Source organism: Rhodococcus sp. D-46, from assembly GCF_011290655.1.
Classification (GTDB): Bacteria; Actinomycetota; Actinomycetes; order Mycobacteriales; family Mycobacteriaceae; genus Rhodococcus_F; species Rhodococcus_F qingshengii.
The window spans coordinates 146,625-170,327 of sequence record NZ_JAANTF010000009.1 but is presented as its reverse complement, the minus strand read 5'-3'; the positions used below and the strand labels follow the sequence as shown (position 1 = coordinate 170,327).

At 63.6% G+C, this 23,703-nt stretch carries 22 protein-coding genes; 6 read left to right on the top strand and 16 right to left on the bottom strand.

The features are described from left to right. Positions 1-51: 51 nt before the first annotated feature. The 3 genes from meaB to mutA are packed head-to-tail and all read right to left on the bottom strand — an operon-like array spanning position 52 to position 5,206. A complete protein-coding gene (gene meaB, locus G9U53_RS23755; RefSeq protein ID WP_003945003.1) occupies positions 52-1,044 on the bottom strand; it encodes a methylmalonyl Co-A mutase-associated GTPase MeaB in 993 nt (330 codons plus the stop codon). A gap of 17 nt (positions 1,045-1,061) precedes the next feature. Then, positions 1,062-3,314, bottom strand: a complete 2,253-nt coding sequence (scpA, locus tag G9U53_RS23750) for a methylmalonyl-CoA mutase (protein WP_003944912.1) — start codon at positions 3,312-3,314, stop codon at positions 1,062-1,064. Continuing rightward, complete coding sequence (gene mutA, locus G9U53_RS23745) at positions 3,311-5,206, bottom strand: methylmalonyl-CoA mutase small subunit (protein ID WP_047270407.1); 1,896 nt, start codon at positions 5,204-5,206, stop codon at positions 3,311-3,313. Before mutA ends, scpA begins: the two co-directional genes overlap by 4 nt. A 420-nt stretch (positions 5,207-5,626) precedes the next feature. Here mutA and G9U53_RS23740 point away from each other — a divergent pair, with 420 nt between their 5' ends. From G9U53_RS23740 to G9U53_RS23730, 3 genes are read left to right on the top strand one after another with little or no spacing between them, the layout of a single operon-like run. Continuing rightward, positions 5,627-6,337, top strand: a complete 711-nt coding sequence (locus tag G9U53_RS23740; RefSeq protein ID WP_003944944.1) for a TVP38/TMEM64 family protein — start codon at positions 5,627-5,629, stop codon at positions 6,335-6,337. Positions 6,338-6,368: 31 nt separating this feature from the next. Beyond that, the gene (locus G9U53_RS23735; protein ID WP_042449124.1) at positions 6,369-6,965 is read left to right on the top strand and encodes a hypothetical protein; all 597 of its coding nucleotides are present in this window, start codon (positions 6,369-6,371) and stop codon (positions 6,963-6,965) included. 55 nt (positions 6,966-7,020) lie between these two features. Next, positions 7,021-7,554 (top strand): hypothetical protein, encoded by a 534-nt coding sequence (locus tag G9U53_RS23730; protein ID WP_003944797.1) that lies wholly within the window; start codon positions 7,021-7,023, stop codon positions 7,552-7,554. Positions 7,555-7,597: 43 nt separating this feature from the next. Here G9U53_RS23730 and G9U53_RS23725 read toward each other — a convergent pair whose 3' ends face one another. Genes G9U53_RS23725 through G9U53_RS23715 form a run of 3 tightly spaced genes read right to left on the bottom strand, consistent with a single transcriptional unit; the run spans position 7,598 to position 10,182 of the window. Further along, positions 7,598-8,881: an SPFH domain-containing protein gene (locus tag G9U53_RS23725; protein WP_165639261.1), complete on the bottom strand. Its 1,284-nt coding sequence runs from the start codon at positions 8,879-8,881 to the stop codon at positions 7,598-7,600. Next, positions 8,881-9,312 carry an NfeD family protein gene (locus G9U53_RS23720; protein ID WP_003944877.1) on the bottom strand — a complete coding sequence of 144 codons (432 nt, stop codon included), beginning with the start codon at positions 9,310-9,312 and terminating at the stop codon, positions 8,881-8,883. Before G9U53_RS23720 ends, G9U53_RS23725 begins: the two co-directional genes overlap by 1 nt. A gap of 42 nt (positions 9,313-9,354) precedes the next feature. Beyond that, positions 9,355-10,182 carry a DUF3097 domain-containing protein gene (locus G9U53_RS23715; protein WP_065455737.1) on the bottom strand — a complete coding sequence of 276 codons (828 nt, stop codon included), beginning with the start codon at positions 10,180-10,182 and terminating at the stop codon, positions 9,355-9,357. A gap of 67 nt (positions 10,183-10,249) precedes the next feature. Here G9U53_RS23715 and G9U53_RS23710 point away from each other — a divergent pair, with 67 nt between their 5' ends. Next, on the top strand, positions 10,250-11,041 hold the full coding sequence (locus tag G9U53_RS23710; protein WP_165639260.1) for a hypothetical protein: 792 nt from the start codon (positions 10,250-10,252) through the stop codon (positions 11,039-11,041). Here G9U53_RS23710 and G9U53_RS23705 read toward each other — a convergent pair. Both G9U53_RS23705 and G9U53_RS23700 read right to left on the bottom strand, forming a co-directional pair. Further along, the gene (locus G9U53_RS23705; protein ID WP_242692668.1) at positions 11,031-12,797 is read right to left on the bottom strand and encodes an enoyl-CoA hydratase-related protein; all 1,767 of its coding nucleotides are present in this window, start codon (positions 12,795-12,797) and stop codon (positions 11,031-11,033) included. The genes G9U53_RS23710 and G9U53_RS23705 overlap by 11 nt on opposite strands. Positions 12,798-12,978: 181 nt before the next feature. Beyond that, complete coding sequence (locus tag G9U53_RS23700; protein WP_003944993.1) at positions 12,979-13,470, bottom strand: hypothetical protein; 492 nt, start codon at positions 13,468-13,470, stop codon at positions 12,979-12,981. Between the two features lie 77 nt (positions 13,471-13,547). Between G9U53_RS23700 and G9U53_RS23695 the strand changes: the two genes are divergently transcribed. After that, positions 13,548-13,889, top strand: coding sequence for a metallopeptidase family protein (locus G9U53_RS23695; protein WP_003944783.1), 342 nt, complete (start codon positions 13,548-13,550; stop codon positions 13,887-13,889). Between the two features lie 106 nt (positions 13,890-13,995). Further along, positions 13,996-14,604 carry a hypothetical protein gene (locus G9U53_RS23690; RefSeq protein WP_003945014.1) on the top strand — a complete coding sequence of 203 codons (609 nt, stop codon included), beginning with the start codon at positions 13,996-13,998 and terminating at the stop codon, positions 14,602-14,604. Between the two features lie 11 nt (positions 14,605-14,615). On the opposite strand, the gene G9U53_RS23685 is transcribed toward G9U53_RS23690, so the two are convergent. The 8 genes from G9U53_RS23685 to G9U53_RS23650 form a co-directional block, all read right to left on the bottom strand. Further along, complete coding sequence (locus tag G9U53_RS23685) at positions 14,616-15,680, bottom strand: ferrochelatase (protein ID WP_192712423.1); 1,065 nt, start codon at positions 15,678-15,680, stop codon at positions 14,616-14,618. Positions 15,681-15,752: 72 nt separating this feature from the next. Next, a complete protein-coding gene (gene inhA / locus G9U53_RS23680; RefSeq protein WP_003944803.1) occupies positions 15,753-16,550 on the bottom strand; it encodes an NADH-dependent enoyl-ACP reductase InhA in 798 nt (265 codons plus the stop codon). A 54-nt stretch (positions 16,551-16,604) separates the two neighbouring features. After that, on the bottom strand, positions 16,605-17,354 hold the full coding sequence (gene fabG1 / locus G9U53_RS23675; RefSeq protein ID WP_007727875.1) for a 3-oxoacyl-ACP reductase FabG1: 750 nt from the start codon (positions 17,352-17,354) through the stop codon (positions 16,605-16,607). 70 nt (positions 17,355-17,424) lie between these two features. Beyond that, entirely contained in the window at positions 17,425-18,405 is a 981-nt protein-coding gene (locus G9U53_RS23670; RefSeq protein ID WP_003944878.1) for a VWA domain-containing protein, read from the bottom strand. Then, positions 18,402-19,394, bottom strand: a complete 993-nt coding sequence (locus G9U53_RS23665) for a DUF58 domain-containing protein (protein WP_003944991.1) — start codon at positions 19,392-19,394, stop codon at positions 18,402-18,404. The genes G9U53_RS23670 and G9U53_RS23665 overlap by 4 nt, the downstream gene beginning before the upstream one ends. Further along, positions 19,391-20,509: a MoxR family ATPase gene (locus tag G9U53_RS23660; RefSeq protein ID WP_223304533.1), complete on the bottom strand. Its 1,119-nt coding sequence runs from the start codon at positions 20,507-20,509 to the stop codon at positions 19,391-19,393. The genes G9U53_RS23665 and G9U53_RS23660 overlap by 4 nt, the downstream gene beginning before the upstream one ends. Before the next feature lie 228 nt (positions 20,510-20,737). Next, the gene (locus G9U53_RS23655; protein WP_003944866.1) at positions 20,738-22,285 is read right to left on the bottom strand and encodes an NlpC/P60 family protein; all 1,548 of its coding nucleotides are present in this window, start codon (positions 22,283-22,285) and stop codon (positions 20,738-20,740) included. A 451-nt stretch (positions 22,286-22,736) separates the two neighbouring features. Beyond that, complete coding sequence (locus tag G9U53_RS23650; protein ID WP_165639258.1) at positions 22,737-23,327, bottom strand: DUF6676 family protein; 591 nt, start codon at positions 23,325-23,327, stop codon at positions 22,737-22,739. Positions 23,328-23,703: the final 376 nt, after the last annotated feature.

Sequence of the window (23,703 nt, the reverse complement as noted above, 5' to 3'; positions counted from 1 at the left end):
AGAAATCCCGGGTATCCGCGCTCGGATACCCGGGATTTCGTTCTTTCCGCGCTAGTTGCTTCCGTCGAACGCGTCGAGAATTCGCCCCGCCGCCAACGCTGCCGTCAGCGAACCGTCACGCACGCTCTGCTCGACGTCGGCCCGGATCGCACGCACCCGATCGTTGCTCGAGAGCCTGCGTAGCAGCTGATCGTTGACCATCGTCCAGGTCCAATCGACCTGTTGCTTGCGACGCTTCTCCTCGAACTGTCCCGCTTCGGTGAGCACCTCACGGTGTTTGGTGACAGTTCCCCAGAACTCGTCCAGCCCGACACCTTCGAGACCGCTCATCGTGATGACGGGCGGCTTCCAGATGGCGTCGTGCGGGTAGATCAGGCGAAGCGCACCCGCCAATTCACGGGCAGCGCCCTTTGCCTCGCGCTCATGCTTGCCATCGGCCTTGTTGACCGCCACCAGATCTGCGAGCTCGAGGACACCCTTCTTGATGCCCTGGAGCTGATCACCGGTACGAGCGAGGGTCAGGAACGTGAAGCAGTCCACCATGTTGGCAACAGTGACTTCGGACTGGCCGACACCCACCGTTTCCACCAGGATGACGTCGAAACCGGCAGCTTCGAGAAGCACGATGGTCTCGCGGGTTGCCTTGGCAACACCACCGAGCGTGCCGGACGTCGGTGACGGCCGGATGTACGCATTCGGTTCGACGGTGAGCCGAGCCATGCGTGTCTTGTCGCCGAGAATCGAGCCGCCGGTGCGGGTGGACGACGGATCGACCGCCAACACCGCAACCCGATGTCCCTTGCCCAGCAAGTACATTCCGAGCGCGTCGATGAAGGTCGACTTGCCGACGCCGGGAACGCCGGTGATGCCGATCCGGTGCGCTCCCCCGGCCTCCGGCAGCAACTTCAGTAGAAGTTGCTGCGCGAGGGCCCGGTGGTCGTCGCGGGTGGACTCGACGAGGGTGATCGCCCGAGCGAGGCCGGCACGCTGATTTCCGCGCACCGCCTCGGCGAGGGAATCAATGTCGATGGGCTGACGTGCCATCTTCAGTGACCCCCTTCTCAGCTGTTGTCGTGACCCAGTTGGGCGGAGAGCTTCTCCAACAATCCGCTGGCAGCGTCGGCGATGACGGTGCCGGGCGGGAAGATGGCAGCAGCGCCGGCCTCGTAGAGTTCGTCGAAGTCACCGGGCGGAATGACGCCGCCGACGACGATCATGATGTCGGGACGACCGGCCGCAGCCAAAGCCTCCCGCAGCGCCGGCACCAAGGTGAGGTGACCGGCTGCCAACGACGACACACCGACTACGTGGACGTCGTTGTCGGCCGCCTGATTGGCGACCTCTTCGGGGGTCTGGAACAGCGGTCCGACGTCGACGTCGAATCCGATGTCCGCGAAGGCGGTGGAGATGACCTTCTGGCCACGGTCGTGACCGTCCTGGCCCATCTTCGCGACGAGGATGCGGGGACGACGTCCCTCGTCCTCGGCGAACTTCTCGACCAGTTCCATCGCCTTGCTGATGTTGCTCACCGTTCCTGCCTCGTCGCGGTACACACCACTGATGGTGCGGATCTCGGCCTGGTGGCGTCCGTACACCTTTTCGAGGGCGTCGGAAATCTCGCCGACGGTAGCCATCGCGCGGGCGGCGACGACAGCGAGGGCGAGGAGGTTGTTCTCCATGCCGCCTTCGGTGGATGCGGCAGCGCGAGTGAGGTTCGCCAGTGCGGCCTCGACGGCTTCCGGATCACGTTCCGCGCGAAGACGAACCAACTTCTCGAGCTGTTCCTTGCGGACCTTGGAGTTCTCGACCTTGAGAACTTCGATGGTGTCGACCTCGTCGGGAACGTACTTGTTGACGCCGACGAGCGGCTGCCGACCGGAGTCGATGCGTGCCTGGGTGCGGGCGGCAGCTTCCTCGATGCGCAGCTTCGGGATGCCTTCGTTGATGGCCTGAGCCATTCCGCCGGCTTCCTCGACCTCTTCGATGTGCTTACGAGCCCGGTTGGCGAGTTCGTTGGTGAGCCACTCGACGTAGTACGAGCCACCCCACGGGTCGATGGGACGCACGGTGCCGGATTCCTGCTGCAGCAGCAACTGGGTGTTACGGGCGATGCGGGCGGAGAAGTCCGTCGGCAATGCGATCGCTTCGTCGAGTGCGTTGGTGTGCAAGGACTGAGTGTGGCCCTGGGTGGCAGCCATGGCTTCGACGCAGGTACGCGGAACGTTGTTGAAGACGTCCTGCGCGGTCAGGGACCAGCCGGAGGTCTGCGAGTGGGTACGCAGCGAGAGAGACTTCGCGCTCTTGGGATCGAACTTGGCAACAAGCTCGGCCCACAGGAGGCGTCCGGCGCGGAGCTTGGCGACCTCCATGAAGAAGTTCATGCCGATGGCCCAGAAGAAGGACAGGCGAGGTGCGAACTTGTCGATGTCCATACCGGCGTCGAGGCCGGCGCGGATGTACTCGACGCCGTCGGCGAGGGTGTACGCCAGTTCCAGATCGGCCGTCGCTCCGGCTTCCTGGATGTGGTAGCCCGAGATCGAGATGGAGTTGTACTTCGGCATTTCCGCGCTGGAGTACGCGAAGATGTCCGAGATGATCCGCATCGAGGGCTTCGGCGGATAGATGTAGGTGTTACGAACCATGAACTCTTTGAGGATGTCGTTCTGGATCGTTCCGGCCAGCTTGTCCGGAGTGACACCTTGCTCGCCTGCCGCAGCGACGTACAGCGCGAGAATCGGCAGCACGGCGCCGTTCATCGTCATCGAGACCGACACCTGCGAGAGGTCGATTCCGTCGAAGAGCTGACGCATGTCGAGGATGGAATCGATTGCGACACCGGCCATTCCGACGTCACCGGCAACGCGAGGATGATCGGAGTCGTAGCCGCGGTGTGTAGCGAGGTCGAAGGCGACCGAGAGGCCCTTCTGACCGGCCGCGAGGTTACGACGGTAGAACGCATTCGACTCCGCGGCAGTGGAGAATCCGGCGTACTGGCGAATGGTCCACGGCTGGTTCACGTACATGGTCGGGTACGGACCACGCAGGAACGGCGCTGCGCCCGGGAAGCTGTCGAGCGGGTAACCCGACTCGGCGGCGGCCGTGCGGTCCGCACCGGTGTACACCGGCTTGACGTCGATGCCTTCCGGGGTGGACCAGACAACCTGCTCGGCGGCGTAGTTATTGGCGTTGGCGCCCTCTTCGATGAGCGCCTGGGCCTGCTCGACCGACGGCGGTGTGGGTGCCGGAGACTGCGGGTCCTCGAGTGGGACCTCGGCGAAACTGCCGATCACGTGCTTGACCTCTCGTGTCGTCACTTGGAGCTTCCCGTCTCGATGAAGTCGAGCAGTTCGGTCAGTGCCGACACTGCGTCGATGCGGGCGGTGAGGAATCCGTCCGGGCGAGAATCGCCGGTCGCGTCGGCGACTGCCTTCTCCGGTCCTGCGAGCAGCACCTTGGCGATGCCGGCGGCGCGAAGTTCGGCGACGGCCGCTGCGGCGCTCTCGCCGTAGCGCTTGTCCGTGCCGCACAGCACGGCGACGGTGGCACCGGAAGCCTTGACTGCAGCGGAGATGGCTTCGGCGCCCACCTCGAGCGGGCCGGGGTTGACTGCGTCGATACCACCCGAAGCGAGCAGGTTGGACGCAAACGTGGTGCGCACGTTGTGTTCTGCAACCGAGCCCAGCGGCGCGAGAAGCGCAGTGGGACGGGCGCCGCCGGCGGCGAGGAACGCGTCCGAACGGTCACGAAGCGCTTCGAATGCAGCTGCGTAGCGGGCGACGGACTGGCCGGGCTCGACGGCTTCGGCGGACAGCGGCGTTTCGCCGAGGTTCGGGAACTCGTTGACACCGGTGACCGTGGTCTTGCGGTGTGCGATGTCGGAGTCGCGCTTGGCCTTGGTAGCGGCGATGCGACCGGAGACGATTCCCGCTTCGAGTGCCGCCAGATATCCGCCGGCTGCTTCGATTTCCTGGAAGAACTCCCACGCGGTGGCGGCGATCTGCTGTGTCAGGTCCTCGACGTACCAAGACCCGGCCGACGGATCGAGGACACGGCCCAGGTGCGACTCCTCGAGCAGGAGCAGCTGTGTGTTGCGCGCGATGCGCGAGGAGAAGGACTTGCTGACACCGAGGGTGCCGTCGGCCAGGGCGACGTCGAACGGAAGAACAGTCACTGCATCTGCTCCGCCGACGCCGGCGCCGAATGCAGCGAGGGTCGTGCGCAGCATGTTCACCCAGGGATCACGCTGAGCCATCATCGCGGCGGAGGTGACTGCGTGCTGCGGCGCTCCACCAAAATCGGAAGCTCCGCAGACCTGGGCGATGCGTGCCCATACGAGACGTGCGGCGCGGAACTTCGCGATGGTCTGGAACTGATCGTCGGTTGCCGCGTAGCGGAAAGCCAACTGCGACAACGCAGCACCGATGGTCAGGCCGCTCTGGGCGGTGAGTGCACGGAGGTACTCGAGGCCGGCGGCGATTGCGGCTCCGAGTTCTTCGGCGTCGCCGGCACCCGCGTTGTGAAAGGCCGTGCCGTCCACGGTGATCGCGTGCACGGTTTCCGCACGAGCGGCGGCGAGGGCGGCCAACTCGACTGCGCCTGCAAATTCGACGTCGGCTGCGCCGGAGAACGAACTGGTCAGCGGTGCTGCACCGAGGTGAACTCGGATACTGCTGCGATCGCTGACACCGTCGCCGGCTTCGCTGCGTGCATCGAGGAGTGAGATGAGTGCTCGGGCTGCATCGTTTGTCGCTGCGCCTGCATCGAGCGTGAGCGGTGCGAGGTCGAGAAGCACGCCCTCGAGCGCAGCGGCGAGGTCGGTGACCGGAACGCCGTCGGCGCCCACCTTCAACCAGAGTGCGCTGACTCCGTTTTCGAGGGCGTCCAGGATGGCGCGATTGGTCTCGGCCGCCGAGGCGGTTCCGAATGCAGCGGAAACCAACCAACCGGCATTGACATCACGGTGAGCGTCGACGCCACGCACGTACGGAAACGTGCCCGGCAAGCTCTGCTCGGGACGCTCGTCGCGTGGGCTGTAGAGCGGTGCGACAGTGACACCGTCGTAGGTGACGGTTTCGAGCAGTTTCTGTGGCTCGGGGCCCAGTTCTGCCGCATCGACTCTGCGGGACTTGGCGAGCACACCGGCTACGGAGCGCTGCCACTCCGCGTACGCCTGCTCGACAGCCTCGGCTTCTGAAGCTAATGACACTGTGTCCGCTCCCTCTCATTTTTTGCGTGAGCGCTTTACCGATAATCGGATTTGTTCGTTAGTTCTGTGATGCTAACCCGCGGTTGAGCCCAGATATCGTGAGGATCACGTCATGTTCTTCACAGGGCTGTTCGTGGCCACTTTCCGACCGGCCGGGCGACGTGCGGATTCGGTCGTTCGTGCACGTGTAACCGGCCCTTACCTAGCGATTGTTCAGCATGTTTGCGGGTTACCCGCGAGTTCGTTTCACTGGCCGGGACTGCAGGTGAAGGCCACTCCGAAAGCCTAGTGGTTTTCGTCACAGCGCCGTTTCATTGTCGCCTGGAGCACGTCGCTTTCCCGCCCCCGTGGCGATGTTCGACTCACGATTGCGGGTCGGCAGTCGGCCCGGTTCACCGTTCGCAGGTAGCCTTGTGACCTGTGATGGGACGCCTGCTGGACCGAAGATTGATCGCAATAGTCCTGGTAGTGCTCGCTTTGTTCCTCGCAGCCCTCCTCGCCCCACATCCCACGGTGTCCCAGGTGCGAGAGTGGGCGGACTCGGTTGGCCCGGCGTTTCCCCTCGTGTTCTTCCTGGTTCATTCGATAGTCACCGTCGCGCCGTTCCCGCGCACCGTCTTCACGCTCAGCGCGGGGGTTCTTTTCGGCTCGGTGACCGGCATCGCTCTTACCGTGGCGGCAACGACTGTGAGCGCCGTTCTGGCCCTCTACCTGGTCCGCGCCATCGGCCGCGACGTCGTGTGGCAACGGATTTCGAGTCCGACGATCCGGCGGGTGGACGAGCGGATCGAAAAGCGGGGGTGGCTGGCCGTCGGCTCTCTGCGCTTGATCGCGTTTGTCCCCTTCTCGGTGGTGAACTACTGCTGCGGCATTTCGTCGATCCGGATCGTGCCCTACATCCTTGCCACCGTCGTCGGCATCTTGCCCGGCACTGTTGGGATTGTCGTTCTGGGCGATGCGCTCTCCGGCGAAGCCGATCCTCGTCTCCTGATTCTGTCCGGGATCTGCATTGCGATCGGCATCGCCGGTCTGGTGTTCGACGCTCGCCGTCAGCCTTCACCGGGCGAAACCATCGTTGACAACGGTCAACCCCAAGAGGTTGATTTGATTGAGTCAACCCAAAACGATTGACTATTGAAAGTCAACTATCTAGCATTGACTAATGTTTGTACTGACGGTGGATCAGCGAGGTAGCCGACGGGATGTCGACCGCGTCGGGGACATCATCGACGACATGGCCGATTGCAGGCTCCTGCGGCCGTTCGAGCGCACAGCGGGCGACGAGATTCAAGCGGTGACCGACGATCCGGCGCTACTCGTCCTCGTCGCACTCGAGCTGATTCGGCGCGAGCACTGGAGTGTCGGGATCGGGATCGGTCCCGTCGAGCAGCCTCTCCCACGGCAGACCCGGGCCGGACGCGGACCGGCATTCGAAGCTGCTCGGATCGCCGTCGAGCGAGCCAAGCGAGCTCCGGCCAGAATTGCCGTCGAACAGGCGCCGGCGGATAGCTCACGCGACGAACTCGCCGCAGATGTCGATGCCGCGTTCACCTTGCTCGGAACGATCGTCACGAGACAGACGAAGGACGGACGCGAAGCCATCGCCCTGATGGACAGCGGACTCACTCAGGTCAGCGCAGCGGCCCACCTCGGAATCACCAAACAGGCCATGTCCAAGCGACTCCTGACAGCCGGGTGGCACGCAGAACTCGCCGGGCGCAGACTCGCAGAACGACTTTTGGTCAGACTCCAGCCCTAGACTGCTCACGCTCGCACCGGTACAAACTCGTCGACACAGCAGGGGGCTCGAATACATGGTCGTTCTGGCGTTGATCGCGCTCGCCGTCGCCGCCGCGGCACCAGCAGTTGCAGCGGCACTGGGACCGCTCAGTCGTGGTCGACTCGAAGTCCCCGAATGGGCGTCGTCCGTGGTGGCTCTTCCGGCGCTGGGTGTTGCCGCACTGGCATCGACCCGAACGACCCCGGTCACCGGTTTCGCTCTCGGGGCGACGCTTGTCCTGTGCGTACTTGCCGCCGCCACGGCCGGTGCACCGTTGGTACTTGCCACCTTCAAGATCGCGCGTCGCCAACCGGACGGGAGCCCGGCACCGGACGCCGGACCTCTTCGCGGCGGACGTGTGATCGGCATCCTCGAACGGCTCGCGGTGGCGGCATCGATTCTCGCAACCTGGCCGGAAGGCATCGCGATCGTCTTGGCAGTCAAGGGGCTCGCGCGGTACCCGGAACTTCGCGAACCTCATGCGTCCGAGCAGTTCATCATGGGAACCTTCGTCAGTGTCCTCTGGGCGATCGCCGTATGCGGAACGGGACGGGCACTCATCACGTAGGTGATGAGTGCCCGTCCCGATCAACGTTCGCTACGAGAGGCGTCTACTGGCGCTGGCCACCCTCGGGCGGCTGCCCCTGGTACAGGTACTTCTGCTGGAAATCTTCACGCTCGGGCGGCAGCGGCAACTGACCCGGCCAAGGATTTTCGCCCTGCTGTGGCAACGCGGGATCTACGAATCCAGGCTGCTCGGGCGCACTCTCACGGCGGTGCCTGACCGCAGCTGCCGGGTCTTCGACCGGTGTGCGTGCAGCAACTTCAGCAGCGCGCACTGCTTCCGCGATAGCCGGATCGGATTTGGTCTCGAACCACTCCGCCACCTCGGCTGAATCGTCCTCAGGATTGGGAAGATTCTCTTCGGCGGCCGGCGGCTCGTACCGGAAAACGCCATCCTGCCCTTGCGCGCCAAGCGTTTTGGCAAATCCCTTCAGCGCGTCACCGAAGTCGCTGGGTACGAGCCACACCTTGTTCGCATCGCCTTGCGCCATCTGCGGCAACGTCTGAAGATACTGGTATGCAAGCAATTCCGGAGTCGGCTTACCGGACTTGATTGCAGCAAAAACCTTCTCGATGGCCTTGGCCTCGCCTTGAGCCTGCAAGTACTTGGCCGCGCGGTCACCTTGAGCACGAAGGATCTGGGACTGACGCTCACCCTCGGCGTTGAGGATCGAGGCCTGCTTGTTTCCCTCGGCAGAAAGAATCTGGCTCTGCTTGGCACCCTCGGCGGTCTTGATAGCGGATTCGCGGTGACCTTCAGCCGTCAGAATCATCGCGCGCTTCTCGCGGTCCGCCTTCATCTGCTTTTCCATCGACTCCTGGATCGAGGGCGGCGGATCGATGCTCTTGAGCTCGACGCGGGCCACTCGCAGGCCCCAGCGACCGGTCGCCTCGTCGAGGACACCACGAAGCTGACCGTTGATGGAATCACGCGAGGTAAGCGTCTCTTCGAGGGTCATTCCACCGACGACGTTTCGCAGCGTGGTGGTCGCCAACTGCTCGACGGCAGCGATGTAGTTGCTGATCTCGTACACCGCAGCTTGCGGATTGGTGACCTGGAAGTACACCACCGTGTCGATGGACAGTGTCAGGTTGTCCTGGGTGATCACCGGCTGCGGTGGGAAGGAGACCACCCGCTCACGAAGATCCACCTTGGCGCGCACACGATCGGCGAACGGGATCAAGAACGTGAGCTGCCCGGACACCGTCTTCGAATACCTACCGAGCCGCTCGATCACCGCGGCTTCTGCCTGCGGTACCAGTGCTACCGACTTCGCGACCACCAAGATCACGAATAGCACCAACACACCGAGCACTATGAGTGCTGCCATTAAGGTCCCCTCCAGACGACTGCTGTTGCGCCGTTGATTTCCATCACCGTCACCTTGGTACCCGGCGGGTACACCTCGGTAGTGTCGTACGGCCTGGCAGTCCACACCTCGCCGTCCAACTTGACCTGCCCGGAATGCTCGCCCACTTCTTCCAGAACCAGAGCGTGCTTACCTTCGAGTGCCTGTATTCCGGTCGGGGTCGGCGGCGGACTACCGAAGCGACGCAACATGATCGGTCGCACGCCCAGGACGAGGGCGGCGGAGAACACTCCGAACATGACGGCGTCGACCCACACCGGGAAGTCGGTGACAGCACTGACACCGGCAGTAGCGAGCGCCCCACCGGCGAGCATCAGCAGGAAGAAATCCCCCACCAGTGCTTCGGCCCCGGCGAGCACCAGTGCTCCGATCAGCCAAATAAGTGCAGCCACAACACCATCTAACCAGAATGTGTGACCCAGGCCGCCGCTACGTCAGTTCGGCTCGGTAACGAAATCGACAAGTTGTTCGACTGCACCGATCAAAGGAGCTTCCAGATCGCGGAAGCTCTCGACCGAGTTGTAGACCCGCCGCCAGCCCTCCTGAGGTGTCCCCCAGCCCAGTTCGCGGCAGATTCCCGTCTTCCAATCCTCGCCGCGTGGAATCTTCGGCCAGGAGGCGATTCCGACAGATTTGGGACGAACGGCCTCCCACACGTCGATGTACGGGTGCCCGGTCACCAACACGTCCGGGCCGAGGCCCTGAGTCAGTTGGGTTTCCTTGGAACCGGTGACCAGGTGGTCGACCAGGACCCCGACGCGGCGGCCGGGACCAGGCCCGAATTCGGCAAGCCGCTCCCCCAGATTGTCGAGTCCTTCGAGATGTTCGACGACAACACCTTCGACGCGAAGATCGTGACCCCACACCCGCTCGACGAGGGCAGCATCGTGTACTCCCTCCACCCAGATCCGGCTGGGCAGTGCCGTGCGGGCGCGTAAGCCTTCGACTCGCGTCGAACCCGAAGCCGACCGTGCGGGTTTGGTGGACACGGGCTTGGGGGCCGGGCGTACGAGGGTGACCGGTGAGCCGTCGATGAGGAAGGCCGCCTCGCGCATCGCGAACAACCGCGTCCGGGAACGACCGTCCTCGAGTCGCACGAAATCGCCGTCGTACGTGCGCTCGAAACCGACTACCGCACCGCAGAATCCCGTCGCCGCATCCTCGACGACAAGATCACGCTCGGCCGCCACTTCAGGCGTCACGCGCTTCTGTTTGCGGGTATGACCCGCAAAAATGTCACCGTATCCGTTGCCACCGCTCACGCCGGATCACGCTAGGTCACAACGCCGGGGCCGCGCATGTCGCCACGCCGAACTAAACTTCACGGTCATGAGTTCTCCCAGCGCAACCCTCACCGTGTGGGCAGCGTCATGGCTCGCCGGCGACGCTGCGCCGGACGACGTCATCGACGCCCTTGCCGCGTGGGCACCGATGCACCTGATCGGCGCCGCCGATGCGGAAACCGCGGTCCGCCACGATCTCGAATGGCCGGGAGTCACGGCTTCCGGTGTGCCCACCCTGCTCAGAATCGCGCGCTCGGAGGCTGCCGAGGTCCGCCTGGTCCTTCCCACGGCCGGTGACGTACGTGGTCTGCCCACCGGGACCGAGTTCGCGCGCGCTGCGATCGCAACGGGTGAAGGGATACAGATCGGCGCCGTCGGCAAGCCGGGAGTCGGACTCGTGCCGTCGAAGGAAGGCCCGGACGTCCTGCGATGGACGGTCTTCTCCATTCCCACTGTGGCGGGCAGCGCCGAATCGATCGGACTCCGCGAAGCCGAATACGAACTGCGCCAAGCTGTTCGGGACGCAGCCGAGGTGCTCGGCGGGCTTCCGACCGTAGCCACCGGAATGCCTGGAAACGACGCTCGTACGCTGGTCGCCGAAGCCCTGCAGGCCCAGGCCGGACACCGCTGGCCGTCGACACTGTCACCTCGGCATTTACAGGTGATCGACACCGCCGACAACGTGGCAGCCATTCTCACCGTGGCTGCGTCGATATCGACCAATCAGGCCCCGAGCGTGTCCACTGCGCAGAGGCGTGACGACCTGCTGCGACGACTGTGGGACGTTGTTCGCATTGCCCGTGTCGCGTCGGCGAACAGCGTGTCGATCAGAGCTTGAGCACGAAGTTCCGGCGTTTCTCGGCAAACCCGTTGCGGTCACCGAACATGTCGATCTTCATCTCTTCGAGCTCACGCTCCTCGTAGGGCTCCACCGGATCACGTTCCAGTCGAAGACGTTTGCGCTCCAGCATCGATTCCAGCCGATCTCCTTCGAGCAAGTCGGTGGCGACCTCGCGCAACCACGCCTCGAACAGATCCGGCCGCCTGGGGCCGATCGCGTCGACAAGTCCGATGTCCAAGGCTCGACGGATGCCTATCGCACTGCACTCGGCCAGCAGACTGCGGGCCTGCTGCTCGCCGACCCGAGCCGGAAGTGTGTACGTGTGCAGTTCCGAGCCGAACAGGCCCATCGTGGCGTAATGAGGATTGAGAACCACACCGTCCCTGGCCACGACTACGTCGGCTCCAAGCGGGAGCATGACCCCGCCGGCACCGGCGTTGCCTGTGAATGCCGCCACCACAACCTGTTCCGTACAGGTGACGATCGCTTTCGCGATCTCGTTGATGGCTTTGATGTTGGCCCACGCTTCTCCGGCTTGATCCGACGCGGCCTCGATGACGTTGAGGTGGATACCGTTGCTGAATCTGTCGTAGTCACCCGTCAGGACAAGGATCTTGGTGTCCTGCGCGATCGCCCAGCGGAGCCTGGCGGCCAGTCGCGCGCATTGCTTCGTACTCATCGCACCGTTGTAGAAGCGGAACGAGAGATATCCGATATCGCCGTCGCGGTGATAGTCGGTCTCGGGGTAACGACCCTCCCAGACCTGTGGAACGAACACGTCCGGACGTACGACCGCGGTCGACGGAAGTTTGACATTGCCGGCGCCGACGAGCCGCGCATGTCCGATCCAAACGGAGCCCGCACCGGTGGCAACACGTATTGCCTGGTGGAAGTACTCGACGATGGTGCCGGGCGCTGCATCGACGTGGGTATCGAGGTGAGCGTCGTAGACGTAGACCCGGTCGAGCCCCAACTGAACGGCGACGCCGGGAAACCCGTCGGCGGCGTTGACGGCGCGGACGATGCTCGGCGCGTCTTCCTCCCAGCTGAAAACGCGATCGGCCTGTTTCATGCTCGGCCGCGATCGGGTCGAAGCCACGGGCCGCGCAACTCGGTCCGATGGAATCGGCTGGAAGTCAGGAGTACGGAAATGTTCGACGACCTCTCCAATGCACTCCATCGCCGCGTCGGTGACTTCCTCGTTGTATACCGAGGATTTGGTTGCCCCGTTCCGGAGTTCGAACGTCCGCCACGCCCACACCGGCCCGGCATCGAGTTCCTCAGCGGCCTGCAATGCCGTGACACCCCAGATCGGTTCGCCATCCGTTATCGCCCAGTCCAGCGACGACGGCCCGCGATCTCCGGGCGGGCCGGGATGGATGATGATCGTTGTCCACCGCTGCCAAACAGATTCCGGGACATAGGCTTTCAAGAACGGGCAGATGACGAGGTCAAAATCTCCCGAAGAAGTCGCGGCCAGCACTGCGTCCGCGTCGGCGACGACGGCTGTACGGACTTGGTGTCCCGCCTCGCGAAGAACAAGACCGGCCCGCTGCGAGAGACCGTTGTCGGAGGTGACGAGAAGAAGCACGCTCAACGGTGGCGCGAAGGTCATACGTGGGCGTGAGCGCCGGAACAGCGCCGCCGTCGCCGCTCGCAGACGGCCCCTGCCCGATACACCTTCACGTAGCTTCGCCGTTGCTCCATCGCTGGAAATAGCCACAGAAGTCGTGAGCGCGGCCGATTTGGGCATCGGTCGTACTTCGGGGGTCGAAACCATGAATTCCTGCTCGCATGCTCGGGTATCTGCAGCGCAGACCAGACTCCCCCCAGAGCAGGACCGACGCACCGATAGATTGATTGAGGTATTTAGGGACTTTATACCTACCGTCGGTTTGTTTCAATAGCTATTTTCAAGCAAACCTTTTGATCGATCAACCCACAGTCTTGTGATTGATCGCGATATGGCGGTCGATGCGAATATGTTCATCCAGCGTCGGGTAGCGCAAACCGGTGTCCTGGCTGTACCCCTGACGGCGCAACCAATCCAGGACGTCGCCCCAGAACCAGATCCCCCCGGCAACCGAGTTGTACGGAATCGGGAAAGGCGTAGCCGCCTGCCGGACCCCTCGCACCCACTGCCCGACAGCTTGCCGCGTCACCCCCGCACGGTCGGCAATGTCCTGACGTGACACCAGATCGGGATGTGTCCGCTGGGGACGCACGCCTGCAGCCACCAACTGGTCCACCACTGTGATAGCCGTTGTCGCCGCTCGCATACCTTCCGAGGTGAGCGTCAGCAGCTGCAGCCCGCGTCGGTCCTCGACCCTTCCGCCCAAGCTCTCTTCGATCGCCTGCTCTTGCGAGACTGTCAGCATCTGAACGATGAATGTGAATTCGTAACGGTGATAGAGGTCTTCGGCCACGCAATGAACATAGCCGTAAGCTGCACTGTTTCCACATGGACACACCCGGATCCCGCCCCCGCACGCACAATGGGCAGATGATCGACGTGGACGACAGCCAGTTCGAGGACATGGTCAAGCGGGCGCTCGACAGCCTGCCACCGAAATTGGGTGCGGAGATGGCCAATGTCGCAGTGACCGTTCAACTCGAAGGTGGACGACCGGGGCTACTCGGGCTGTATCAGGGCATCCCACTGACCAAGAGAACCACCACGTACGCCGGCGTCCTTCCCGACCGCATCACGATCTACCGCAGGGCCATCTGTGCGATCTGCAGCACCGAAGACGAGGTGATCGAGCAAGTTCGCCGAACAGTGATCCACGAAATCGGCCACCACTTCGGGATCGGAGATCCCCGGTTGCGTGAACTCGGATGGTGACAACCGACTCATCTACAAGTCGGAAATCAGCTAGAGGTTGATAATCGGCGAATTGTCATGTCAGCTGTACCAAGCCCGCAACAATTGAACACTTACAGGAGTTCGCATGGTCAATTTGATCCAGATCGCCCCGAAGAATGCCCCGACGTTCGCGATGAGCCGACAGAAGGCCGCAGAACTGCTGGGCATCTCGGTCGACAGCGTCGCGTTTCTCCTCAAGTCTCGCTATCTCCCGGATCTGGACGCCGGTCGGTTGATCTCGATGGCCAACCAGCCCTGGTTGTACTCGGACGGCGACTTTCCCGTCCTTCAGCAGGGCGCATCCGAACTTGCACCCAAGAAGATGCTGCCCGCACGTAAGTACATCGGCGAGAGCGCAATTCACTCCGACGCCGAATGCGTGGAGGCCAACCAGGGGCAGTGGGCGGGATTCAACGTCGACCATGTGCTCGGCGCCCGCTTCCTGCCTGTGACGCTGCGCAAGTTTCCGGTGTCGGTGCTGCAGATCCACGACGTCAACGACGACGACGAAGAACGCGTCTCGTTTGTCGCGACCCTCGCCGGGCGAGTCCGCGAACTGGGCGCGCCCGAACTCAACTACATAGACCCGTCACTGAGCCCCGAGGATCGACAGATCGTCGAGACGCTCCTCACCTCGCGCAGCACGTCCACCGTTCCCGGGCCCTGCGGAAAGCTCAAGCATCCGAACACCTGAGCGCCGGACCGTCAGCGGGGACGCTGAACGGCCGCGCAGCAATTGACCGCACACGAGAGACCGTTGGTGGTCGAGCCGAGCAGCGGCTCGACCCCCAGTCGCAGTGGCTGCTCGGCCTCGGCCAGTTCCCGAACGAGCGTGGGCACCAGCTGCGCGAAACGCTGATCGCGGCCGGGCGTTGCTGCCCGAACGAAATCCATCCCGAGTTCGGCTGCCTTGTCCTTGGCCTCGGTGTCCAGGTCCCACACCACTTCGAGGTGATCGGAGACGAAACCGACGGGGCATACGATCACGGCGCGAACATCCTTGGCGGACAACGTATCCAGGTGATCACAGATGTCGGGGTCCAGCCACGGAACCTGCGGCGGGCCTGATCGCGACTGCCACACCAGATCGAAATCCTCGGCGCCGACGGCCTCGGCAACCAACTTCGCGGCCTCGGCGACCTGTCGACTGTAGAGGTTTCCGCCCTCTGCCGGAGGCCCTGCATTGCGGTCTGCGGCACTCGGTACCGAATGCGCGGTGAACACCAGGCGCGCAGTATCGCGAGTCGCTTCGGGCAACTCTGCGCGGGCCGCGCGCACACCGTCGGCGAACGCGCCGACGACCAGCGGATGGTCGTAGTACTGGCGAAGTTTTGTCAGCGTCGGTGCGCCGTCACCGACCGCCTCACGGGCACGGGCGATGTCCTCGTGGTACTGCCGACATCCGGAGTAACCACCCCACGCCGACGTGGCGAACACGGCGGCGTTGCGGACACCGTCCTCGCGCATCTTGGCAACGGTGTCTTCGACCATCGGGTGCCAGTTGCGGTTGCCGAAGTACACGGGCAAATCCACGCCGGCTGCTGCCAGCTCACCTTCGACCCGTTCGATCAGGTCTCGGTTGAGCGCGTTGATGGGCGAAACTCCACCGAAATGCATGTAGTGCTCGACAACGGCGTCGAGCCGCTCCGGTGGCACTCCCCTACCGCGCGTGACGTTTTCGAGGAACGGCCGTACGTCTTCGGGTTTTTCGGGACCGCCGAACGACAAAACGAGAAGAGCATCGAACTGCATGTCCATACTTACGGTCATGAGTTCAATCTTGCGCGATGCCGTTCGGCGGGAGTCACCCGGGTACTCACCTGCGTAGTAGAAGGGGTGCTACTAGCCGACCATCGCGTGGAAGCCGCCGTCGACGTAGATGATCGACGCGGTCGTGCCGGGCAACCAATCCGAGAGAACGGTGCAGACCGTTTTGGCGACCGGCTCGCGATCGTCGACGTCCCAGCCGATGGGCGCAGCACCGTCCCAGGCGGTGTTCAGCTTGTCCAACTCCGCGCCCGGACCGGTGCTGTCGCCGGCAATGGCCTTGGCGGCCAGGGTCTTGATCGGGCCGGAGGACACCAGGTTCGAGCGGATGCCGCGGACGCCGACCTCTTTGGCCACGTACCGATTGACGGCCTCGAGGGTTGCCTTGGAGACACCCATCCAGTTGTAGAAGGGCATTGCGCGTGCCGGATCGAAGTCCATACCGACGATGGACGCGTTGTCGTTGAGCACCGGCAGCAAGGCCTTGGCCAGTGCGCTGTACGAGTATGCGGACACCTCGAGTGCGACCGCCACGTCTTCCCACGGCGCGTCCATGAACGGGCTTCCCAGGCAGGAGCGGGGAGCGAAGCCGATCGAGTGGACGACGCCGTCGATACCCTCGGGAGCCAGCTCGCGCACACGCTCGGCGAGAGATGCGAGATCCTCCGAGCTCTGGACGTTGAGCGAGATTGCCGGCGGCACGGGCTGCGGCAGTCGCTGGGCGATGCGGTCGATGAGGCGCAGACGATCGAATCCGGTGATCAGTACCTTCGCGCCCTGCTCCTGCGCGACCTTGGCCACGTGGAACGCGATCGACGAATCGGTGATGATGCCGGTGACAAGAATGGTCTTACCCTCGAGCAAGCCGCCCATGAGATGTCCTCCTGATTTCAGACGTACGAGAAAGGTGTGTGTGCGAAAAGCGGGTCAGTGCCCCATGCCGAGTCCACCGTCGACGGGGATGACCGCACCCGAGACGTAGGCCGAATCGTCGGAGGCGAGGAAACTGACAACTGCTGCAACATCTTCCGGCTTTCCGGTCCGCTGCAACGGGATGAACTCGGTGGCCTTGTCCTTGACGTCGTCGCCCAGTGCTGCCGTCATGTCGGTCTCGATGAACCCGGGAGCGACGACGTTGGCGGTGATCGAACGTGAGCCGAGTTCCCTTGTCAGGGAACGAGCGATACCGACGATGCCTGCTTTGGACGCGGCGTAGTTGACCTGGCCGGCTTGACCTGCCAGACCCACCACAGAGCCGAGGAAGATGAACCGTCCGAAACGCGCGCGCAGCATCGACCGGGTCGCACGCTTCGAGAGGCGAAACGTACCGGTGAGGTTCGCGTCGACGACGCTCGTGAACTGCTCTTCGCTCATTCGCATGATCAGTGTGTCGTCGGTGACGCCGGCATTGGCGACGATGACCTCGACCGGCCCCTGGTGCGCTTCGACCTCTTTGAATGCACGGTCGATCGACTCGGTGTCGGTGACGTCGCACACGACGCCGAACAACCCTTCGGGGACACCGGAACCGCGGTGCGTGACGGCTACCTTGTGGCCGTCTGCGGCGAGCCGCTGAGCGACGGCCAAGCCGATTCCGCGGTTACCGCCGGTGACGAGCACCGAGCGCGGTGTGGTGACGGTCCGTTCGGAAACCACTGTCGTGGGAGGGGTAGACATGGCGATCAACCTATCAATTCTCTGCGGGCCGCGTACCAGCGGTATTTGGACAATTCGGAACTGCTCTCGATCAGGGCAGACGCTGCCTGCGTACCAGGGCAATCGTCAGACCAGCGGTCGCGAACACGACGCCGAGAACCAACCACGGTCGACTCGCATCGCCTCGTGTCGTCTCGAAACCGATCTGCTCTTCGAGCGTGTCGTACACCTGGCGCAGTTCTTCGAGGCTCGATGCCGTGAAGAAACTTCCGCCGGAAAGGTTGGCGATCTCCTTCAATGACGCGTCGTCGACCGGGACGGGGATTCGGTCTCCTTCGATCTCGACTCGCCCGTATGTCGTTCCGAAGGAAATGGTCGAGATCGGAACGCCCTTGTCCTTGGCCTGACGGGCAGCGGTGAATCCGCCCCGCGGATCGTCCGAGTTTTCGGGAACGGTCTGCTTACCGTCGGACAGCAACACGATGCGCGCCGGTGGCGCCTGGTCGCTGCCGCCGAGAACAGCCGACAGCGTGTCGATCGACTGCAACGAGGTGAAGATCGCTTCGCCCGTCGCCGTTCGCTCACTGAGCTTGAGGTTGTCGATGGCAACCTTCGTCGCGTCACGATTCGTGGTGGGCGACACCAGAACCGAAGCGGTCCCGGCAAATGCGACCAACCCGAGGTTGATGCCGGGAGTCAGACCGTCGGCGAACGACTTGGCAGCTTCCTGCGCTGCTGCCAATCGCGTCGGCTCGACGTCGGTGGCCTGCATCGACAGCGACACGTCGATCACGAGGATCACCGTGGCGCGGTTTCGCGGGACCTTCTTGTCTGCCGTCGGACCGGCAAGGGCGACGGTGAAGAACACCAATGCGATGACCATCAGAATCGCCGGAATATGACGCCACCGCCCGGGCCGCGAAGGCGCGACCTTCTCCAACAGTGCGAAGTTCGTGAACCGAAGTGTGTGCTTGGCTCGCTGCTTCTGCACGAGTACGTAACCGACCACCAACGCGGCGATGACAGCGAGGAACAGCAGCCACCACGGTGCGGTGAATTGAGAAAGACTCACGAACGAACGCCCCCAGTTCCGGCGCCGGCACCATAACTGTGTCGGCGTGCCGAGATGAATCTCACGACGTCGGCGATCCAGTCCCGATCGGTGTGCAGGGACATGAGCGGTGCGCCGCATCGACGTAGAGCTTGCCTGACCTCGACGCGGTGCTCGGCGGCGACTCTGGCGAAGTCGGCGCGCAGTTGCGGCGTCGTGGTGAATTCTCTGGTCCGGCCGGACTCGGGATCGTGGAGCACCACGTCACCCACGTCGGGCAGTTCGAGGTCTCGCGGATCGACCACTTCCACACCGAGCACGTCGTGCCGTCCTGAAATGGCGCGCAGCGAGCGTTCCCAGTCGATCGGTCCGAGGAAGTCGCTGATGACGACCGCGAGTCCGCGCCGACGCTGTGGGCGTCTGAGCGCTTCGATCGCGCCGACCAGATCACCGCGTACCCCGTCCGGCGCGTGCGGAGTCGTCGCGATCTTGCGGAGCATCGCCTGTGCGTGAATTCGCCCACCGCGGGCCGGAATTCGAGTTGTCTGTGCGCCGGTCGAGATGATGGCGCCGACGCGGTTACCGCCCGAACTGGTCAGGTGAGTGATGGCCGCGGCTGCGGCGACGACCAGGTCGCGCTTCTCGCATCCAGCGGTCCCGAAGTCGAGACTTGCGGACAAGTCGATGACGAGCCACGTCTCGAGCTCACGATCTGCGACAGACTGACGCACGTGTGGGTGCGTCGTCCGTGCGGTGACGGACCAGTCCATCTGCCGCACGTCGTCGCCCGGCTGGTACTCGCGGGCATCTCCCGGCTCCGAACCCGGACCGGGAATCAGGCCGAGATGATCGCCGTGCAGCACACCGTCCAGGCGGCGGCGAACCGTCAGCTCGAGGGTGCGCAGCGCAGCGGTGAGTTTCGGGTCGCTGAGCTCGCCGGATCGGAACGACGGCGGAGAACCGGTGGATCCGGCGGGTGTCGCCTGGCCACCGTCGCGGCCTTCGGTCACTGCGGGCGACTCATCGTCTCAGCGGTCGCGATCGGCGCGCCGTTGCCCTGCGGATTAGCTGTGCCCTGTGGGTTAGCTGTGCCCGGTGCGTTGAACTGCGGTGCTTGTGGTGCGCCCTGCTGGGGCGGACCGGGAACGGTGGGGACCGGCCGCGCGGCGATCTGCGGCAGTCCGACGGTCTGCAGCACCCGGGCGATGACGGCGTCGGGAGTCACCTCGTCGGCCATGGCGTCGTAGGAAAGAACGAGACGGTGACGCAACACGTCCGGGATCACCTCGATGACGTCCTGCGGCACTACGTAGTCGCGCCCGCGGACGAGAGCGAGGGCCCGCGACGCGGCGATGATGCCGAGCGTCGCGCGGGGTGAGGCGCCGTACGCGATCCAGCCTGCGACGTCCTCGAGTCCGACTTCACGCGGAGTACGCGTAGCGGCGATGACCCGGACAACGTAATCGACGAGCGCGTGGTGAACGAAGACGTTGCTGGCGACGCGTTGGAGCCTGACCAACTCCTCCGGACCGAGGATCTGGTGCGGCTCCGGCGCTGCCACGCCCATCCGGTAGACGATTTCGCGTTCTTCCTCCACTGTCGGGTAATCGACGAGGATCTTGAACAGGAAGCGGTCGCGCTGCGCTTCGGGGAGCGGGTAGACGCCCTCGTTCTCGATGGGGTTCTGCGTCGCCATCACCAGGAACGGATCGGGCATGTGGTACCGCTTGCCACCGATCGAGACGTGGCGTTCTGCCATCACCTCGAGGAGCGCGGACTGCACCTTGGCCGGGGCACGGTTGATCTCGTCGGCCAACACGAAGTTGGCGACGACGGGGCCGAGTTCGGTGTCGAACTCCTCGCGGCCCTGACGGTAGATGCGCGTGCCGATCAGGTCGGTGGGCACCAGGTCCGGGGTGAACTGGACGCGGGAGAACGAACCGCCGACGACCTTCGCGAAAGTCTCGACGGCCAGCGTCTTGGCGACACCGGGTACGCCTTCGAGGAGGACGTGCCCCTTGGCGAGAAGTCCGACGAGAATGCGCTCGACAAGCCGGTCCTGCCCGACGATGACTCGCTTGACCTCGTAAATCGCTCGTTCCAAGGTCTGAACGTCGGCTGCCAGGGAAGGTGCTGCTCCGTCCGCACTTCCACTCGCCTTGCTTACGTCGACCGTTCCGACCGAATCTTCACGTGAGGTCACCAAGAATCCATCGCTTTCACCTAGAAAAGTACCGACAGTAACGTGTTCCCCGTCAACTATTCCAGGTAGTTGCGCTCGATGCCGTAACACCACGTCGGGAACTTGATACTTCCCTGACAATGCGGGTGTCAGCGGCATTTCCTCTGACGGTCAGGACACCAGTCGGACGGCGTACGGCGTCATTCCGCCCCACCGAACCGGTGAGACCATGACACTCGAACCGGATTGTGGTGCCTCGAGCATCTGACCGTTACCGAGGTAGAGCGCCACGTGTTGGCTGGCGTTGGGGCCGTAGAAGATCATGTCGCCGCGCTTCATCTCCGAAGACGGAACCTGAGTGCCTGCGGTGTACTGGTAGCCGGTGTAGTGCGGCAGCGAGATCCCGATGCCGGCAAAGGCATAAATCATCAAGCCGGAGCAGTCGAACCCGACCTTGTTGAAGTCGCCGTAACTGTCAGCGACGCCGCCGTCACGGATGCCTCGCGTCGGTCCGTTCTCGTCGCCGCCGCCCCAGGCATACTGCACGCCTAGCTGAGACATTCCGCGGTCGATGACGGACTCGATTGCAGCGCTTCCGGTAACGGAAGGCTTCGGAGTGGTGGGTTTCGGCGTCGTCGGCTTCGGGGTGGTGGGCTTGGGCGTCGTGACCGTTTCCTCGTCGGTGCCGGTCTCTTCGTCCGTGCCTGTTTCCTCGTCGGTCCCTGTTTCTTCGTCAGTCCAGGTGTCGTCGTCGTCCGGGATGACGGTCGGAGTCGGGTCTTCGACCGCGGTGTGCGGACGCTGGGCCGCTGCCAGTGCGGCAGCTCGATCCTTGGCTGCCTGGTCGGCTGCGGCACGGGCGGCGGCCTGAGCGGCCGCTTCCTTGGCCGCGGCTTCGAGAGCCTTCTGATGAGCTTCCTCGGCACGGCGCTGTTCGTCCCAGGTCGCGTATGCCTGGCGTTGACCCTGCAAGCCGGCGACGGCGTTGCGGGCGGCGTCGAGCTGAGCCTGGGCAGAGTTGCGCTCGGCTTCGATCGCGGCCTTCTTGGCTACCTGCTGATCGAGAGCGTTGCGCGCGATCTGAATCGCCTGCTCCGCCAGATCCTTCAGCTGCGCGGCGACCTCGGCGGCGGCATCGGCCTGCTGCTTGGCCTGGCGGGTCGCGGAATCCTTGTTCGCCTGCTCGGTACGTGCTCGCTGGAGACCGTCGAGCACTGCACTCTGCGTATTGGCGAGAAGCTTGAGGACCTGCGCGCGGTCGAGAACGTCGCCAGGACCCTTGGCGTCGAGGAACGACGAGATCGACGCAGTATTGGTGCCCTTGACGTAGCTCGAGCGTGCGTACTTGTCGAAGTCCGTCTGAGCGACCTCGATCTGCGCCGACGCGTCCTTCAGAGCTTGTTTCGTGACTCCGACGGCCTGCGCTGCGGAGTCTGCGGCGCCGCGAGCGTTCTGCAGATCCACGAGAGTCTTGTTGACGTCTTCACGCTTGATCGCAACTTCGTTGTCGAGTGCCGACAACTGTTCGTTTGCCGATGCGACTTGATTGATGAGCGCGCTGACGGTGCCGACGCTCGACGAGACCTGCGAATCTGCCGCGGCGATATCCGAGTCACTCGGATTCGGCGGCGGTGGCGGTACGGCCGAGGACATGGCCGGCGTCCCGACGATCAGGGATCCGACGACGCCGAATCCGATGACCAGTTGCGCCAGGCGCATCGATTTACGGGAAGGACCACGACGGGACTCGCCGCCACGTGTTACTTGCCTCACAAATAACTCTCCCTCGCGTGTAACGCCACGGCCCGCTGGGTCGCCGATCCGTGCGGGGAGGGAATGCGCAGACCAAGCACCGGTCGCCCACAGCCCGAGAGCTGCTCGTCGACCTGGACGTGCCGTACGAACGCCACCGTCGACACCTCGAGAACGAGGCAACCGACAAGTACGCGTCGAACAACATCAGCCTGTCTGCGACACTTCTTCCCCAAAAAGTGCCAGTTGTACCGTACGACACTCAAGCGTTCTTTGGAAACTTTAGCCACAAATAACACAAACGGTATTTGAGCTGGTCGGATGGCATGCAGGCACCAAAAAGGGCAGGTACTCACCGCAAACAGCAGTGAGTACCTGTTTTCGACGAGTTACTGAAAATCTCGCAAAAGGACCAAGGTCAGACGGAATCGGCCCGGTGGTCGGATGGTGCTGGTGTTTCTGAAGTCGAGGCGATATGTCTGGTTTGCGCGTTTTCTGGCTCTCGCCGCCACTTGACGGCAAAGGTAATACCGGCAATAACCGCCACCACTGCGATGACAAGGACCGTGTAAAGCGTCCACGGCGGACCTGGCGCCACGATCTCGTGCGAGAAGCGGTCCGCGGTCACGCTTGCGCTTTCGCCGAAAGATCGGTCCTGTGCAGTTTCGAGCTGCACTCGACTGATCGAATCGCTGTAGCTACCCATCCAGTCAGGGCTCAGAACGAGAACCGTTCCGCCTTCTGTTTTGCCGACCGTCGTGGCCAGGTCTCGAAGATCGGACGGCCGGCCCGGATTTGCGTCGACTACTACGACGCTCAAGTCGACACCACGTTCACGAGCGTCGGTCACCACCGCGGTCAGCCCCGCAACATCATCCGCGGGGGCGGAGACGCCGTCCGTCGAAATGTCCGCGAGCACGTCGTCGAGATCGACGTCCGACGGAACAGCGACGTGCGACGGGGACTTCACGTGCACAGGCGCAAAAGCGTGATTTGTAGGAGCAGACATCTCTCATCCGGGTGCTGTTCGGATTCCGTCCACCGCTGAGATGCGGGGAGTTCTTCCGAGGTCGTTTTTCGGCGGCCGACCCGCGACGGGCCTGCATGCACCCTACTTCAGGTCGACTGCCACCAGGCGTCACACACAACCGCCGCGCGTGCCGCCCGAGCGGTAGCTGTGGGTGCGGTCACCCAGCCAAGCCTGCGTTGCGCAGGCCCGCAGTCTGCATGAAGATTGTTTCGGTCAACTTGCCCTGAATTCTCACAGGACAAGCGTACTGTTAGACTTGGACCAAGAGGTACCACCGGTCAGGACAGGTTCTACTGCAGCTCCGATGTTCGGACAGTTCTCACGCGAACTGTGCGATTGGCGTGAGCTACGGAGG